Origin of the sequence: Frankia sp. KB5 (genome assembly GCF_002099325.1) — a bacterium.
Taxonomy (GTDB): Bacteria; Actinomycetota; Actinomycetes; order Frankiales; family Frankiaceae; genus Frankia; species Frankia casuarinae.
Window position 1 is genome coordinate 1 of the sequence record NZ_MRUJ01000085.1, and the last position, 14,578, is coordinate 14,578.

Annotated in this window: 13 protein-coding genes, 1 pseudogene and 2 riboswitches; all 14 genes and pseudogenes read right to left on the reverse strand. The window is 71.6% G+C overall.

The window, feature by feature from the left end; genetic code table 11:
- Window positions 1-305, reverse strand: a pseudogene (locus KBI5_RS09860) (nicotinate-nucleotide diphosphorylase (carboxylating)); the annotation flags it as partial.
- Complete coding sequence (locus tag KBI5_RS09865) at window positions 302-2,002, reverse strand: L-aspartate oxidase (protein WP_011438731.1); 1,701 nt, start codon at window positions 2,000-2,002, stop codon at window positions 302-304. The pseudogene KBI5_RS09860 and the gene KBI5_RS09865, both read right to left, overlap by 4 nt.
- Window positions 1,999-2,469 (reverse strand): aspartate 1-decarboxylase, encoded by a 471-nt coding sequence (panD, locus tag KBI5_RS09870; RefSeq protein WP_085015072.1) that lies wholly within the window; start codon window positions 2,467-2,469, stop codon window positions 1,999-2,001. The genes KBI5_RS09865 and panD overlap by 4 nt, the downstream gene beginning before the upstream one ends.
- 2 nt (window positions 2,470-2,471) lie before the next feature.
- Window positions 2,472-3,617: a pantoate--beta-alanine ligase gene (panC, locus tag KBI5_RS09875; protein ID WP_085015073.1), complete on the reverse strand. Its 1,146-nt coding sequence runs from the start codon at window positions 3,615-3,617 to the stop codon at window positions 2,472-2,474.
- Between the two features lie 200 nt (window positions 3,618-3,817).
- Complete coding sequence (locus tag KBI5_RS25855) at window positions 3,818-4,024, reverse strand: hypothetical protein (protein WP_133056995.1); 207 nt, start codon at window positions 4,022-4,024, stop codon at window positions 3,818-3,820.
- A gap of 302 nt (window positions 4,025-4,326) precedes the next feature.
- A complete protein-coding gene (locus KBI5_RS09885) occupies window positions 4,327-5,238 on the reverse strand; it encodes a phosphoribosylaminoimidazolesuccinocarboxamide synthase (RefSeq protein ID WP_085015074.1) in 912 nt (303 codons plus the stop codon).
- Between the two features lie 97 nt (window positions 5,239-5,335).
- Window positions 5,336-6,643, reverse strand: coding sequence for an adenylosuccinate lyase (gene purB / locus KBI5_RS09890; protein ID WP_011438726.1), 1,308 nt, complete (start codon window positions 6,641-6,643; stop codon window positions 5,336-5,338).
- Window positions 6,640-7,164, reverse strand: coding sequence for a 5-(carboxyamino)imidazole ribonucleotide mutase (purE, locus tag KBI5_RS09895; protein WP_011438725.1), 525 nt, complete (start codon window positions 7,162-7,164; stop codon window positions 6,640-6,642). The genes purB and purE overlap by 4 nt, the downstream gene beginning before the upstream one ends.
- 3 nt (window positions 7,165-7,167) lie before the next feature.
- Window positions 7,168-8,478, reverse strand: a complete 1,311-nt coding sequence (gene purD / locus KBI5_RS09900) for a phosphoribosylamine--glycine ligase (protein ID WP_085015075.1) — start codon at window positions 8,476-8,478, stop codon at window positions 7,168-7,170.
- A 338-nt stretch (window positions 8,479-8,816) separates the two neighbouring features.
- The gene (locus KBI5_RS09910) at window positions 8,817-9,647 is read right to left on the reverse strand and encodes a hypothetical protein (protein WP_241882790.1); all 831 of its coding nucleotides are present in this window, start codon (window positions 9,645-9,647) and stop codon (window positions 8,817-8,819) included.
- Window positions 9,648-9,826: 179 nt separating this feature from the next.
- Window positions 9,827-11,110, reverse strand: coding sequence for an adenylosuccinate synthase (locus tag KBI5_RS09915; protein WP_085015077.1), 1,284 nt, complete (start codon window positions 11,108-11,110; stop codon window positions 9,827-9,829).
- Between the two features lie 91 nt (window positions 11,111-11,201).
- Entirely contained in the window at window positions 11,202-11,636 is a 435-nt protein-coding gene (locus KBI5_RS09920; RefSeq protein ID WP_023840671.1) for a DUF3151 domain-containing protein, read from the reverse strand.
- Window positions 11,637-11,721: 85 nt separating this feature from the next.
- Window positions 11,722-12,441, reverse strand: a complete 720-nt coding sequence (locus KBI5_RS09925; protein WP_085015078.1) for a transglycosylase family protein — start codon at window positions 12,439-12,441, stop codon at window positions 11,722-11,724.
- A gap of 2 nt (window positions 12,442-12,443) precedes the next feature.
- Window positions 12,444-12,634: riboswitch (cyclic di-AMP (ydaO/yuaA leader) on the reverse strand.
- 472 nt (window positions 12,635-13,106) lie between these two features.
- Window positions 13,107-13,784, reverse strand: coding sequence for a transglycosylase family protein (locus KBI5_RS09930; RefSeq protein WP_085015079.1), 678 nt, complete (start codon window positions 13,782-13,784; stop codon window positions 13,107-13,109).
- 6 nt (window positions 13,785-13,790) lie between these two features.
- Window positions 13,791-14,025, reverse strand: a riboswitch (cyclic di-AMP (ydaO/yuaA leader).
- Window positions 14,026-14,578: the final 553 nt, after the last annotated feature.

Here is a 14,578-nt window from a genome sequence, read left to right on the forward strand (position 1 = left end):
ACGGCGGCGGCGACCGGCAGGCCGGCGACGACGCCCGCGGCCCGCGAGACGATGGCGCCGTGCCCGACGAGAGCGGGGTCGACCGTCGCCTCGGAGGTCGCGTCGACCGCGCCGATCTGGCCGGTCACCTCGTTCTCCTCCCAGACCGGGAGGTCCTCCACGAGCGCGCGGCCGACCAGGGCCACCACCCCGTCCGGGTCGAGGCCGGCCGAGGCGAGGGCACTGCGGGTGGCGGGCGAGAGCCGTCCGCCGGGCACACCGGCGGAACCGGGCCCGCAGACGGAGCCGGGCGCGGAACCGCTCACCGCGAGCCGCGCATGGGCTCGACGTCCACGATCAGTTCCCCTTCTGGATTGAGCCGGGTGAGGATCCGGCCGAGCCAGTGTTCGTCGTCCCGCTCACCGAAGTCCTCTCGCCAATGGGACCCGCGGGTCTCCGTCCGGCTGGCGGCGGCGGCGGCGAGGGCCGTCGCAACCGTGCGCAGGTTGGTCATCTCCCAGGCCGGCGGCCCGGCCGTGACCGTCGCCCCGCTGACCCGCAGGTCCCCGAGACCGGCCAGTACCTTCGCCGTCGCCCGCAGGCTGTCCGCGCTGCGCAGCACCCCGGCACCGTCGGTCATCGCGCGCGCGAGCTCCGCGCGTTCGGCGGGGTCGGTCAGACCACTGCCGCGACCGACCACCGGCGCGGCGGGGATGGCGACGCGGTGCCGGCCGCCGGGCGCTGTGCCGGCCAGGTGCTCCGCGATGCGTGCGGCGAAGACCAGCCCCTCCAGCAGGCTGTTCGACGCGAGCCGGTTGGCGCCGTGCACCCCGGTGCAGGCCACCTCCCCGCAGGCGTACAGGCCGGCCACGCTCGTGCGGCCCCACAGATCCGTGCGCACCCCGCCGCTGGCGTAGTGGGCGGCCGGCGCGACGGGGATCGGCCTGGCGACCGGATCGATGCCGGCGGACCGGCAGCGCGCGGTGATCGAGGGAAACCGCCGCTCGATGGTCGCCGCGCCCAGCCCCCGGGCGTCCAGGAACAGGTGATCGACCCCCTGGGCCGCCATGACCCGCGACATCTGCTTGGCGACGACGTCGCGCGGCGCGAGGTCGGCCAGCCGATGGACGCCCGCCATCACCCGTTCGCCGGCCGCGTCGACGAGAACGGCACCCTCCCCCCGCATGGCCTCGCTGACCAGTGGCTGCTGGCCCCCGAGCAGTTCGGCGACGGCGCCCGGCCTGGACGGGGGTAGCCACAGGGCGGTCGGGTGGAACTGGACGAACTCCAGGTCCGCGACGACGGCGCCCGCGCGCAGAGCCAGCGCCACCCCGTCCCCGGTGGAGACGCCGGGATTGGTCGTCGACGCGAAGATCTGCCCCATCCCGCCGGTCGCCAGGACCACCGCGCCCGCCGTCACCGCGCCGACGCCGTCCCGGCTGCCCTCCCCCAGCACGTGCAGGGTGGCGCCGGCGGCCCGGCCGTCGGAGTCGAGCAGCAGGTCGAGGACCAGGGCGTGTTCGATGACCTCGATGCTCTCATCGGCCCGGACGGCGGTGATCAGGGCGCGTTCCACCTCCAGGCCGGTGGCGTCCCCACCCGCATGGATGATGCGGTTGCGCAGATGGCCGCCCTCCCGAGTGAGGGCGAACGAGCCGTCGGTGGTCCGATCGAACCGGGCGCCGAGCTCGGCGAGCTCACGCACCCGCGCCGGTCCGTCGCGGACCAGCACTCGGGCTGCGTCCTCGTCGCACAGCCCGACGCCGGCGACCAGGGTGTCGGCAAGATGATCATCGGGCGAGTCCTCCGCGGCGAGCGCGGCGGCGATCCCACCCTGCGCCCACCGGGTCGACCCGGCGTCGAGGTGCGCCTTGGTCACCAGCAGCACCCGGGCGGCGGGCAGCGCCCGGCGCAGGTGCAGGACCGTCGTGAGCCCGGCGATGCCCGAACCGATGACGACGACGTCCGCGGCGCGCATCCATCCCGGGCGGGGCGCGCCGAGCCGGCAAGGTAGCACGGTCACTGCGTAGCCATGGCCGATCGGACCGCCGCCGCGGCTGTGGGTACCGGGATGTCGACCGGGATGTCGCCACGCAGGCTCGAYGGGTCGCCGGGGAGCGGTTCGGCCGGGTCGTCGCCGTGCCCGATGATCCGGTTTGCCGCGTCGACGAACAGCACCTTCGGGACGTRCCGGCGCGCCTCAGCGTCGTCCATGAGCCCGTACGCAATGATGATCACTAGGTCGCCCGGCTGGACCAGGYGCGCCGCGGCACCGTTAATACCGATGATCCCGCTTCCCGCCGGTCCCGCGATGGCGTACGTCTCCAGCCGGGCGCCGTTGTTGATGTCGACGATCGTGACCTGCTCGCCAGGCAGCAGGTCGGCGGCGGCCAGCAGGTCCGCGTCGATCGTCACGGAGCCCACGTAGTGCAGATCGGCCTGGGTGACCGTGGCACGGTGGATCTTGGCGGTGAGCATGGTGCGCAACACGGTCAGGCTCCCGGGTGATCGCGGTCGGCGGGACGGTCCGGTCGGGGGGTGACGGCGGGGGATCCGGCTGATGCCGGAGTTCCGGTGGGGGCCGGCGCCGGGGATTCCGGAGGCAGGACGAGATCGATGTTGTCGATCAGGCGGGTGGTGCCCACCCGGGCGGCGACGAGTAGCAGGGCGGGACCGCTCCGGACCGGACGTAGATCGTCGGGGCTGRCCAGGGCGAGGTAGTCCACGTCCACCCCGTCCGCGGCGGCYAGAACCTCCCGCGCGGTCGCGAGCACGGTGTCCCGCCCGCCCGCCTGGGCCCGTGCCCCGGCGGCGAGCGCTCGGGACAGCGCGAGCGCGCTGCGCCGCTGGTCGGGGGTCAGGTAGACGTTCCGGCTCGACATCGCGAGGCCGTCGGGCTCGCGCACGGTCTCCACGCCGATCACGGTGACGTCGAAGGCGAGGTCCGCGACCATCCGGCGGATGCAGACCAGCTGCTGGGCGTCCYTGCGCCCGAAGAACGCCAGGTCCGGACGGACCAGGTGGAGCATGGTCCCCACCAGGGTCAGCATCCCATCGAAATGGCCCGGACGGGCGGCGCCTTCAAGCAGCTCACCGAGCGGCCCGGCCTGCAACCGGACGAGCGGCGGCGGGTCGTGGATCGCCCGGGGGACGAAGACGAGATCGACCCCCTCCCCCGCGCACACGTCGAGATCGGCGGYCAGGGTGCGCGGGTACCGGTCGAGATCCTCACCCGCGCCGAACTGCAGCGGATTAACGTAGATCGTGGCAACCACCTGGTCCGCCTGGGCCCGGGCGGCGCGCAACAGCGAGGCGTGGCCCTCGTGCAGCGCTCCCATTGTCATGACGACGGCCCTGGTCGGGCGCGGGTGCCCGGCTGCCGCCCGAGTGGGCGCGTCGTCCGGYGCGGGCGGACCGCCCTCACCCCGCCGGGCGATGTTGGCCTGCCGGTCGAGCGCGGCGAGCCCGGCGCGCAGCTCGGCCCGGTCTCTGGCCAGGACGGGACGGGACGAGCCGGGGAGCGTGCTGGGCCGGGCGGAGGGGGCAATGCTCCTTGCGGAGGGGACCGTGGCGGTGGCCGCCTGATCGCGGGATTCCGTCGATGGGCGGCCGGGCGTGGTGGAGGAAACAGTAGTCATGATCCGTTCCAGTCCTCGGATGGGGTACCGGACGTCGTTGGCAACTGTAACTCGGCTGCAATGGTTGCCGCCCTCCCCTGTGAGCTGGGCTTCGTTCGGGCGATCGTCCCGAACGAAGCCCTCTGCTCACGCCGGAAGGTGCAATTTGTTGCTTTATGACGTTATGCGCCACTTCGTGGGGGCGGCGAGTCCACCGGAGTTCAGGCCCCGGCGTGCGTGGGCTCAGCCCGCTCAGGGGCCTCGGCCTCCTCGGGGGAGGAGGGCGTGGGGGCTCCTGGGCGGGTGTGCTGCGCGACGTAGGTGCCGGCGGCGATCGCCGCCGCGACCGGCCATTCGATGATTGAGGCCGCGGCGAGCCCGCCGAGTCCCAGGTAGTAGGCGCTCTTGCCCAGTGACGGCCACTGCATGCTCGTACCTCGTCCAACCTCGAACCGCGACGTGAGTAGYGGTGCCCGGACCGTGAAGGTGCGTGTGCCAGACGACCGCTCGGGGCCCGTGGGCGCGGCCGGCTGCTGCTGGTCCCGCTCAGGGGCAGAGGTGTCCGTGTCCTCCCGGTGCGGCTGTGGCCGTGCCCGTGGCGGGGTGTCCGTCTTCGTGGCCATGGCAGCTCACCTCTCTCGATATCTCGATCTCCTTCTAGGAGAGAACCTAAGATGAACTTATAGTACCCAGAAGATAACTTCTCGTGTTGTTCGCGGTGCGAGCGCGGTCAGACGGTGGACAGGTAGTCCTTGAAGGAGATGCCGGTCAGCCGCTCGTAGGCCTCCACGTAACGGGCCCGGGTCGCCTCGACAACGTCCGCGGGCAGCTCCGGCCCCGGCGCGGTCCTGTCCCAGCCGGTACTCGYCAGATAGTCACGGATGTACTGCTTGTCGAAGGACGGCTGGGAGGCCCCGGGCCGCCAGGTGTCCTCCGGCCAGAACCGGGACGAGTCAGGGGTCAGGACCTCGTCGGCGAGCCGCAGCGTGCCCTGGGTGTCATGACCGAACTCGAACTTGGTGTCAGCGAGCAGGATGCCGCGCTCGGCTGCGAGGACACTGGCCCGGCCGAAGATCTGCAGGGTCAGCCGCTCGAGCTCGGCGRCAAGCTCGGTGCCGATCCGGCCGGCCGCGTCGGCCCGGCTGATGTTCTCGTCGTGCTCACCGATCGGCGCCTTCGTGGACGGCGTGTAGATCGGTGCCGGCAGCTTGCTGCCGTCCACCAGCCCGGTGGGTAGGGGATGCCCGCTGACCGCGCCGGTGCGCTGGTAGTCCTTCAGCCCGCTGCCGGTCAGATAACCACGGGCGACGCACTMGATCTGCACCATGTTCAGGCGTCGGCACAGCATCGACCGGCCACGCAGCTGCTCCGTGTACGGAGTGAGCTCGGCCGGGTACTCGTCGACGTTCGAACTGACGACGTGGGACGGGACCAGGTCGGCGAGYTGGTCGAACCACCACAGCGAAAGCCCGGTGAGAACGGCTCCCTTGTCGGGAATCTCGGTCGGTAGGACCACGTCGAACGCCGAGATGCGGTCGCTGGCGACCAGCAGCACGGCGTCGTCCCCGACCGCGAACAGCTCCCGGACCTTGCCCGAACCCAGGTGGGTGAGTCCGGCGAATTCCTCATGTGTCAGCGGCATAGACAGACCGTACCCAGGGAGAACAACAGCACCTGCCGGCCGGGGCACCGCGCCATGCCTGCGCGGCTGCGCGGCGGGTCAGGTGCGGGGGTGCGGGTCAGGTGAGGGCCGCCAGGGCGTCGAAGACCGAGCCGAGGCGCTCGGTGTAGCGCTCGGGCCGGCTCACCTCGTTGAGCCTGGCCTCGTCCAGGGGCAGGCCGCGGTCGCCGGCGTGCTTGCGCAGCGTTTCCCAAAACGGCACGCCGGTCTGCCAGGTCTCCATCGCCGCCGCCTGGGTGACAGCGTAGGCGTCCTCGCGGGACAGCCCCGTCTCGACGAGTTCGAGCAGCACCGCCGAGGTGTAGACCAGCCCGCCCGTGGCATCGAGGTTCGCCCGCATCCGTGCGGTGTCCACGACCAGCCCGGTGACCAGCCGGGTCGTCAGGTGCAGCAGGTAGTCGACGCCGGTGGCGGCATCCGGCAGCGCGATGCGCTCGGTGGAGGAGTGGGAGATGTCGCGCTCGTGCCACAGCGGCACGCCCTCCAGCACCGGGACGTACTGCGCCCGGACGATCCGGGCGAGCCCGGCGATGCGCTCCGACATGATCGGGTTCTTCTTGTGGGGCATCGCGGAGGAGCCCTTCTGCCCGGAGCCGAACGGCTCGGACAGCTCCCGGACCTCCGTGCGCTGGCCGTGCCGGACCTCCAGGGCGACCGCCTCGCAGACGGTCGCGAGCCCGGCCAGCGCCGCGACCCAGGAGGCGATGCCGTCGCGCAGCACGACCTGGGTGGCCACCGGGGCCGCGGTGAGGCCCAGCTTGTCGGCCACGTAGGCCTCGACGTCGGGGTCGATGTTGGAGTACGTCCCGACCGCGCCGGAGATCTTGGCGACGGCCACGTCCGCGCGGGCCGCGCGCAGCCGGTCGCGGCAGCGGGCGAGCCCGAACGCCAGGTCCGCGACGCGGTGCCCGAACACCGTCGGCTCGCCGTGGATGCCGTGCGTCCGGCCGACCCGCAGGGTGTTCCGGTGGGCCAGGCCGAGGTCGCGCAGCGCGGCGACGAGAATGTCCGCCCGGGCGAGCAGCAGGTCGGTCGACTCGACCAGCTGCAGCGCGAGCGCCGTGTCGAGCAGGTCGGAGGAGGTCATGCCGAAGTGCACGTAGGCGGCGGCGGACCGGGGTTCGGTGCGGTCGGCCCAGGCGGTCAGGAAGGCGATGACGTCATGCTGGGTGACGGCCTCCACCTCGGCGACGGCTTCGGGCGTCGGAGCGGGGGCGGCCCGGACCGGCTCGATGGAATCGGCGGGGATGCGGCCCGCGGCGGCGTGCGCCTCCATGACCAGCACCTCGACGCGACACCACAGCTCGTACTTGTGCGCCTCCGACCACACCCGGCCCATCTCCGCCAGGGTGTACCGGCCGATCATGGCTGGCTGCCGGCCGCGGCCGCCGCGCTCAGCCCGTCCGCCGCGGCCTGCTCGAACTCGTCCTTGAACGCGGCCAGCTTCAGCCCCAGATCGGGATCGGCCAGCGCCAGGATCTGGATCGCCAGGATCGCCGCGTTCGTCGAGTTGTTCAGACCCACGGTCGCGACCGGGACGCCCGGCGGCATCTGCGCGATGGCGAGCAGCGAGTCCATGCCGTCCAGCGCCCCGCCGGAGATCGGCACGCCGATTACCGGCAGCGTGGTGAGGGCCGCAATGGTGCCGGGCAGCGCGGCGGCCAGGCCTGCCCCGGCGATGACCACCGAGATGTCGCGGGCCCGTAGCTGACCCACGTAGTCGGCGAGGGTGCGCGGCGCGCGGTGCGCCGACAGCGACACCTGCTCGTAGGGCACACCGAAGCGTTCCAGAGTGGCGCCGGCCTTGCTCATGGTCTGGGTGTCCGACGGTGATCCGAAGACGATCGCCACCTGGGGATGATCCGGCCCGGGGGTGCTCTGCGACACGGTCTACTCCTTCTTTCTATGTCCTGCGGGATCCTCGCCGGACGCGACGTCCGTTCGACGGACGTCGGCCGCGTGGCGCATCCGGGACGGATCTCCGATGTCGGTGCGGTAATGGGCGCCGGGCAGCGAGATGCGGCTGACGGCCTCGTAGGCCGATCCTCGCGCGGACTCCAGGTTGGAGCCGATGGCCGTGACGGACAGCACACGGCCGCCGGCCGAGACGACCCGACCATCCGGCTCCCTGCGGGTACCGGCGTGCAGGATGTCGACGCCGGCCAGCGCGCCGGCGGCGGYGAGCCCGCGGATCGGGTCGCCGAGCCTGGGGGCCGCCGGATAGCCGTGCGCGGCGACGACGACGCTGATCGCCGCGCCGGAGCGCCACACCGGTGCCCGCCGGCCGGAGAGCACGTCCGTCAACGGCGTCGTGAGCAGGGCGAGGATGGCCTGCACCTCGGGGTCACCGAAGCGCACGTTGAACTCCACCACCCGCGGCCCGCGGGTGGTCAGCGCGAGCCCGGCGTAGAGCAGACCGGTGAACGGGGTGCCGCGCCGGGCCATCTCGGCCACCGTCGGCCGGATCACCGTGGTGACGATCTTCGCCGGCAGGCCATGCGAGGCCCAGGGCAGCGGGGTGTACGCGCCCATCCCCCCGGTGTTCGGGCCGGTGTCGCCGTCGCCGACCCGTTTGTGATCCTGCGCCGGCAGCATCGGGAGGACCGCGCCGGACTCGGTCACCACGGCGAACAGGGAGACCTCGGGCCCGTCGAGGTACTCCTCGAGGACAACCCGGTCGTCCGGTCCGCGCAGGCTCGCGCGGACCGCGGCGACGGCCGCGTCGCGATCCTCGGTCACCGTGACGCCCTTGCCGGCGGCGAGCCCGTCGTACTTCACCACGTACGGTGGCCCGAAGACRTCCAGGTCGGCCAGGGCGGGCTCGATCTCGGTGTGGTCGCGAGAGGCCGCCGTGGGCACCCCGGCGGCGCGCATGACCTCCTTGGCGAACGCCTTGCTGCCCTCCAGCCGGGCCGCGGCCGCGCTCGGGCCGAAGACCGCGAGACCGCGGGCGCGTATCTCGTCGGCGGCCCCGGTTACCAACGGCATCTCCGGACCGATGACGGTGAGGTCCGCGCCGACCGCCTCAGCAAGGTCGGCGACGGCGTCCGGGTCAGCGACGTCGAGCGGGCGGGGCTCGGCGAGCTCGGCGGTTCCGGCGTTTCCGGGCGCGCAGACCAGCGAGCCGACCCGGGGATCGCGGGCGAGCGCCCGGCACAGCGCGTGTTCACGGCCGCCGGAGCCGACAACAAGAATCTTCATCAGTTCACCTCGCGACGCAAGCAGCGGCCCGGTGCGCGGCGGCGAATTCCCGGTAATGCCGGCGGAGCGGGCCGCGTCGCCGCCACGGCCGTGCGCGGGGGACGCGAGGGTCGGTGGCGGCCGTCACCGGTTGTCCCTGGCGCGCGGCGCCGGGACGGAGATCCGGACCGGGCGCGGGTGCCATCGCGAACCGGCGAACCCCGTCTGGGGCATCGCGTCGTCGCAGTTCGGTCGGGTCACGGTTCCACAGTAGCGGGTGTGCTGATCATCGTGCGCGTCGTGCCCGGTCGGTGCCGGTGACTCCCGGCCGATCACCTGGGACGATCCGCGCTGAGCGACTACAGCCCGACACCCGACCGCCAGAGCAGGTGGGCCATGCCGTGCACCAGGTGCAGCGCGCAGYGGCGTGCGTCCACCTCGGCCATGCCCGCGACGATGGCGGCGGCGTCGACCGGCCAGACCCGGACCTCCCGGCCGAGCACGGTCAGYGGGGCGGGATCGTCGCGGCCTTCGAAGGCGCGCCCACCCGGTTCGACGAACAGGTGCAGCGACCGCCCCGCAGCCGGGAAGTTCTCGCAGCGCCAGTACAGCAGCGGCCACGCCTGCAGCCGTTCCCGCCGTCCCGGCCAACGCCGGCGGCGACCGGGGTCAACGGCCGCCTCACCCGCGTCCGCCCGGTCCGCCCGATCCGCCCGGTCCGCCCGATCCGCCGGGTCGGCCCGGGCCGCCGGGTCCGTGACCGCCCGTGTCGCCCGTGTCGCCCCGCCCTCGCTCAGGTCCAGCGCGGGCAGCGGCCGCCCGGCACGGTACCGCGCCGGCGCGCGGTGCGGCGCGGTGCGGGTCGCCCGCACCGTGACCGGTGGTACCAGGTGTTCGGCCGCGCAGAAGTCCAGGAAGTCACGGATCTGGGCGTCGACGTGACTGGCGACGGCCGCGGCGCGTTCGAGCCRCTGTGCCTCGGCCCGCTTCGAGCTCCGGATGGYGTGGCTGCCCCGCAGCAGCACGTCGGTCAGGGTCTGCGGCAGAGCCTCGCCGGTGGGGGAGAACCCGACCGGCCAGGCGTCGGAGTCGGTCGGGTGCAGGTAACCGCGTCTCACGGCTGGTGGCCAACGGGCCGGTTGCGGGGCTTCGGCCGGTTCCGGCAGCGACAGCGGTGTCCGCCCGGGGATGGAAGGATCGTCATCCGACGGCCGGGACCTGACAACGGCCACCGCCACCACCCCCGGACGTCATTGCTTTGCGTGACCRCCCAAGCGTCGACGGTAATGCTTCCGGGTGCAACCGGAACCGACCGGATCTCGGCCCGCGCCGGGCGGGATCAGATCAGGTCCGTTCCGGACCAGTCGTTTCAGACCAGGTCATTGATGACGAGCGTCTGGTCCCGCCCGGGACCGACGCCGACCGCCGACACCGGGGCGCCGGAGAACTCCTCCAACGCCCTGATGTAGTCCTTCGCGGCGCCGGGCAGGTCGGCGAACGACCGGACGTCGGAGATGTCCTCGTGCCAGCCGGGCAGGTCGGTGTAGATCGGCTTGGCGTGGTGGAACTCGGTCTGGGTCATGGGCATCTCGTCAACCCGTTCGCCGCCGAGGTCGTAGCCGACGCAGATGGGCACCCGGTCGAAGCCCGACAGGACGTCCAGTTTGGTGAGGAAAAGGTCGGTCAGGCCGTTGACCCGCACCGCGTAGCGGGCGATTACGGCGTCGAACCAGCCGGTGCGCCGCGCCCGGCCGGTCGTCACGCCGAACTCCCCGCCGATGCGGCGCAGCTCCTCTCCGACCTTGTCGTCCAGTTCGGTGGGGAAGGGGCCGGCGCCGACCCGGGTCGTGTAGGCCTTGATGATGCCGATCACCCGACTGATCCTCGTCGGGCCGATGCCGGCGCCGGTGGCCGCGTAGCCGGCGGTCGGGTTCGATGACGTGACGAACGGGTAGGTGCCGTGGTCGACGTCGAGGAGGGTGCCCTGGGAGCCTTCGAGCAGCACGACCTTGCCCGCGCGCAGCGCCCGGTCGAGGATCAGACCGGTGTCGGCGATGTGGGGTTGCAGGCGTTTCGCGTAGTCGGCGTACTCCTCGACCACCTCGTCGAGCTCGATCCGGCGCCGGTTGTAGACCTTGGCCAGGACCTGGTTCTTCTCCCGTAGCACCAGTTCGAGCTTCWTGTGGAAGATGCCCGGGTCGAGGAGATCCTGCACTCTGATGCCCGTACGGGCAACCTTGTCGCCGTAGGTGGGACCGATGCCGCGACCGGTGGTACCGATCCGCGCCTTGCCCAGGTAACGCTCGATGACCCGGTCCAGCGCCCGGTGATGGGGCATGATCAGATGGGCGTTCGCGCTGATCAGGAGCCGGGAGACGTCGATGCCGCGGGCGGTGAGCCCGTCCATCTCGGCCAGCAGCACGCCCGGGTCGATGACGACCCCGTTGCCGATCACGGGAACGCAGTCGGCCCGCAGCATGCCACTGGGAATCAGGTGGAGCGCGTAACTCTCCGCCCCGATGACCACGGTGTGGCCGGCGTTGTTGCCACCCTGGTACCGGACGACGTAATCGACGGCGCCGCCCAGGAGGTCGGTCGCCTTTCCTTTTCCCTCGTCGCCCCACTGGGCACCGATGAGGACAAGAGCAGGCACCGGGCGAGGTTACTAGGGATGGCGGGGTCGTGGGGCCGGCTGCGGCATCCTCGCTGGTCTCCACCACCGACGCGGCCTGATGAACTCACTGTCAGGTGAAGCCGAGCTCACTGGCAGCGACGGAATCGCTGTCGGCCAGGAACGTCCGGCAGCGGGTGGCCTCCTCGGCCTCCCCGATGGCCGCGGCCGCCCGACCGAGAGCGGCGAGCGAACGCAGGAACCCGCGGTTGGGTTCGTGTGACCAGGGGATCGGCCCGTTGCCCTTCCAGCCCGAGCGGCGCAGGGCGTCGAGGCCGCGGTGATAGCCCGTGCGGGCGTAGGCATAGGCCTCGACGGGTCGTCCGCCGGTGAGCGCGAGCTCGGCGAGCGCGGCCCAAGGCACGCTGAACGCGGGCAGCCGGGCGGCGACGGCATCCGGCGGATCACCGGCGACCAGCGCATCGGTCGCGGCCGCGTCGGAGGGCAGGAGCGTCGGCGGCGGACCGGAGAGCAGGTTGGGCTTTCCCGAGGTGGACGGCGTCGTCATGAGTGCATCCTGCCCGACGACCGGCCGCACACGTCATGGAGGTCACCCCGGACGCGCTTGCCCTGCGCGCACGGTGACCGGTCGGTCAGGCCCTGACGCTGACGTTCCACAGATTCTGGCCGACGACCCCGGGTTGACCGTCGCTCACCCGGGTGAGGTACGAGTACAGCGCGGCGATGCCCTGCGACTGCGGTCCGAACTTGCCGTCGACGGTGAGTACGAAGCCCTTCTGACGCATCCTGTCCTGCCAGACGAAGGCGTCCGGGCGAACGTCGTCGCTGAGGGACGCGTCGAGGACCGTGCCCCTGAACGAGCCGTCCCCCATCTCCCGGCGGGCCCGGTCCAGCGTCATGGGGGGTTCCACCGGGGTGATGGCCTGCTGGATGACGTCACCGGAGCCGCCCGGGACACTGGCCGGGCCGTTGTTGGTCAGGCCCATCTTGACCGAGCAGGACGGCCATGGCTGCCAGCCCCGCTGGTTGTAGAGCTTCGCGGCCGCCTCGTCCTGCGTGGCGGGCGATGCCTGGTACGGGCGGCCGGAGTACCCGAGCCCRTGCCAGGTCTGGTCGTCGAACTGGTAGGCACCGGAGAAGCCGTTGCCGGTGTTGACCGCGTAGTTGCCGCCGGACTCGCATTGGCGGAGCTTGGCGAAGTCGTCGGAGGTGGCCGCGCCCGCCGGAGCCGCGGTGACCGCGAGGCCGCTGCCGACGATGGYCGTGACCGCGCCGGTGGTGCGCAGGATGCGACCGGCGGGCGATGGGGCCTGCGGTGCTCGATGTCTGCCGCCACGACGCCCAGAGGGCATGTCAGTCCAATCCCGTCGCCTGCGGGGTGAGCTGTCGGGTGCGGGCTGGGATGGCCCGGCCGGAGGATCCGACCCCGGGTGGGAACCGCTCTCCACCATGGGCCGGGACGCACCGGCTTTACCCCAAGGACGCCGCTTGCGGCGCCCGAAATGTGGGTCCCCCACTCCTGCCCGCTGTGGTCGATGTTCGTTCCGGCCGCTCGTACGGGGGCAGGACTCGGCGTCCGTCCGGGCGGCCTCGCCGACGAGGCGAGTGAGCGGCACTCTAGCGAGAACCGCTCATGGAGCGCAAACCGGGGTGGTCCGGAGTAACCAGTGAGGATCGCGCGAATCGTGCCACTTCCATACAGGTTCCGCAGGTGGCTCGCTGGTCCTGCTGTTCCTCGTCGGCCTTGCCGAAGATCGGCTCTGCCGAAGATCGGCCCTGCCGGAGGCCGGTCAGGGTGCGGTCCTGGTGATGCTGGTGGTGGGTTGTACGGGCCGGCCCGTACGGGCCGTCAACCGGAGATCGTCCGGAGACAGGTCGGGCCAGCCCGTCGTCGAGGTGAGATCCCCTGACCGGTGTCGCCGGGGTGGGATGTCCGGTTCCCGCGGCGGTCGTCCCTCCGCCACGGGGGCGGAGCGAATGGATCAGCTGATGGAGCTGATGGGGCTGATGGGGAGGATCAGCGGAAGGTGGCCCGCCAGGTCRCCGGGCCRACGATGCCGTCGACGGCGAGTCCCTTGGCGGCCTGCAGGGCGCGGGCGACTGCGGCGGAGCGTGGTCCGTAGYGGCCGTCGATCGTGATCGGATAGCCCAGATGGTTGACGCGGGCCTGCCAGGCCCGCACGTCGTCACGTACCTGCCTGGCCAGTGCGGTCGTCAGGTTACGGGTGAATACGGGGGTGCTCATGGAGATGGGGCTGACCGTCAGCTCGCGGCGTTCCGTCGTGCGCGAGGCCTGGCCCGAGGAGCTCGACGAGCCGCCCGCGAGCTGGTCGGCGCCCATCCCGCGGCCACAGGCCGGCCACTGGCCGAAGCCGGACCGTCGGGCGAGCTTGAGCGCGGCCTCGTCCTGGACGGCCGGGGAAGCCTGGTGCGGCAGACCGCCGTAGCCGAGGCTGTGCCAAGTGCTGGCGGAGAACTGGTAAGCGCCGTAGTACGCGTTGCCGGTGTTGGTCGTGTAGTCACCGCCGGACTCGCACTGCCGCAGGCCCGTCCAGGTGGTGGCCGCATCGGCCGGCTGGCTGAGCGCGAAGGTRCCGCCCACCGCCGCCGCGAGTACTGGTGCGACCACGAGGGCCCGGGCCCGGCTGCGGGTACCGGCGCGGCATTGTCGGCCACTGATACGTGCGTCGGACATGTCTTGTGGTCCTTCCCCACGCCTGCGAGGTGAGCTGTCGGATTYGGGCTGGGAACTGCCCGGCCGTGCCAGGGATCCCTGGAGACGGAAGCCGCACCGGAAATACCTTTCCGGGTGGTCGTCGCACATGGCTTCACCCCGAGARCATCGAATCCTTTCGATACTCGGAGATGGGTCCCCCGTTCCTGCCGCCCGGTTCGAGAAATCGTCGGCCAGGGGCAGGATTCGGCGTGCCGCCCGACGAATGCCCGACGTTGTTGCCGGGCACGGCGAAAACCATAACCACGCCGCCCGGCGAGTCGCCAAGCATTGAATRGGGTGCGTGAAAAAGAGCACACTCGGCGCGCCTGCTTGAGTAGGAACTGGCGGCCTGGTATCGCGCGTGCGCGCCCGCTCATCAACCTGGCGGTACGGCGTGCGGAGGCATTTGTGCTCGGCCGATCACCCTGTTTGCCGATGGTCGACGATGAGCGGAGAGTCCCACATCAGGCCAGATGCGTGACATGTCGACAAAGGCGTGACGGCCCTGCTACGAGATYGACGCGAGTGATCGGCCTGATACTACGCTTCGTCCATTGAAGCCTGTTTTTGTGAGAAAAACAACGGAAATCGGGCGGTAACTTGCGGCGTTGTGATTTTTGCACACGGCGGATTCAATCGGACACCGACTGTGAAAAGCGCCCGTCGGATCACCACAGTGGGCGAAGGGGTTCCCTGGGGGTGGGGCGGTAGGTGAACGGTTACCGAAGGTCCGGTGCGTGTCCGCTCATTTGGCCGAAACCTGCTGGTTGCCG

Excerpts from the sequence above, each read along its gene's own strand:
- KBI5_RS25855 (WP_133056995.1), bottom strand. The coding sequence starts at position 4,024 with ATGCAGTGGCCGTCACTGGGCAAGAGCGCCTACTACCTGGGACTCGGC.
- purB (WP_011438726.1), bottom strand. The coding sequence starts at position 6,643 with ATGATCGGCCGGTACACCCTGGCGGAGATGGGCCGGGTGTGGTCGGAG.
- KBI5_RS09920 (WP_023840671.1), bottom strand. The coding sequence starts at position 11,636 with ATGACGACGCCGTCCACCTCGGGAAAGCCCAACCTGCTCTCCGGTCCG.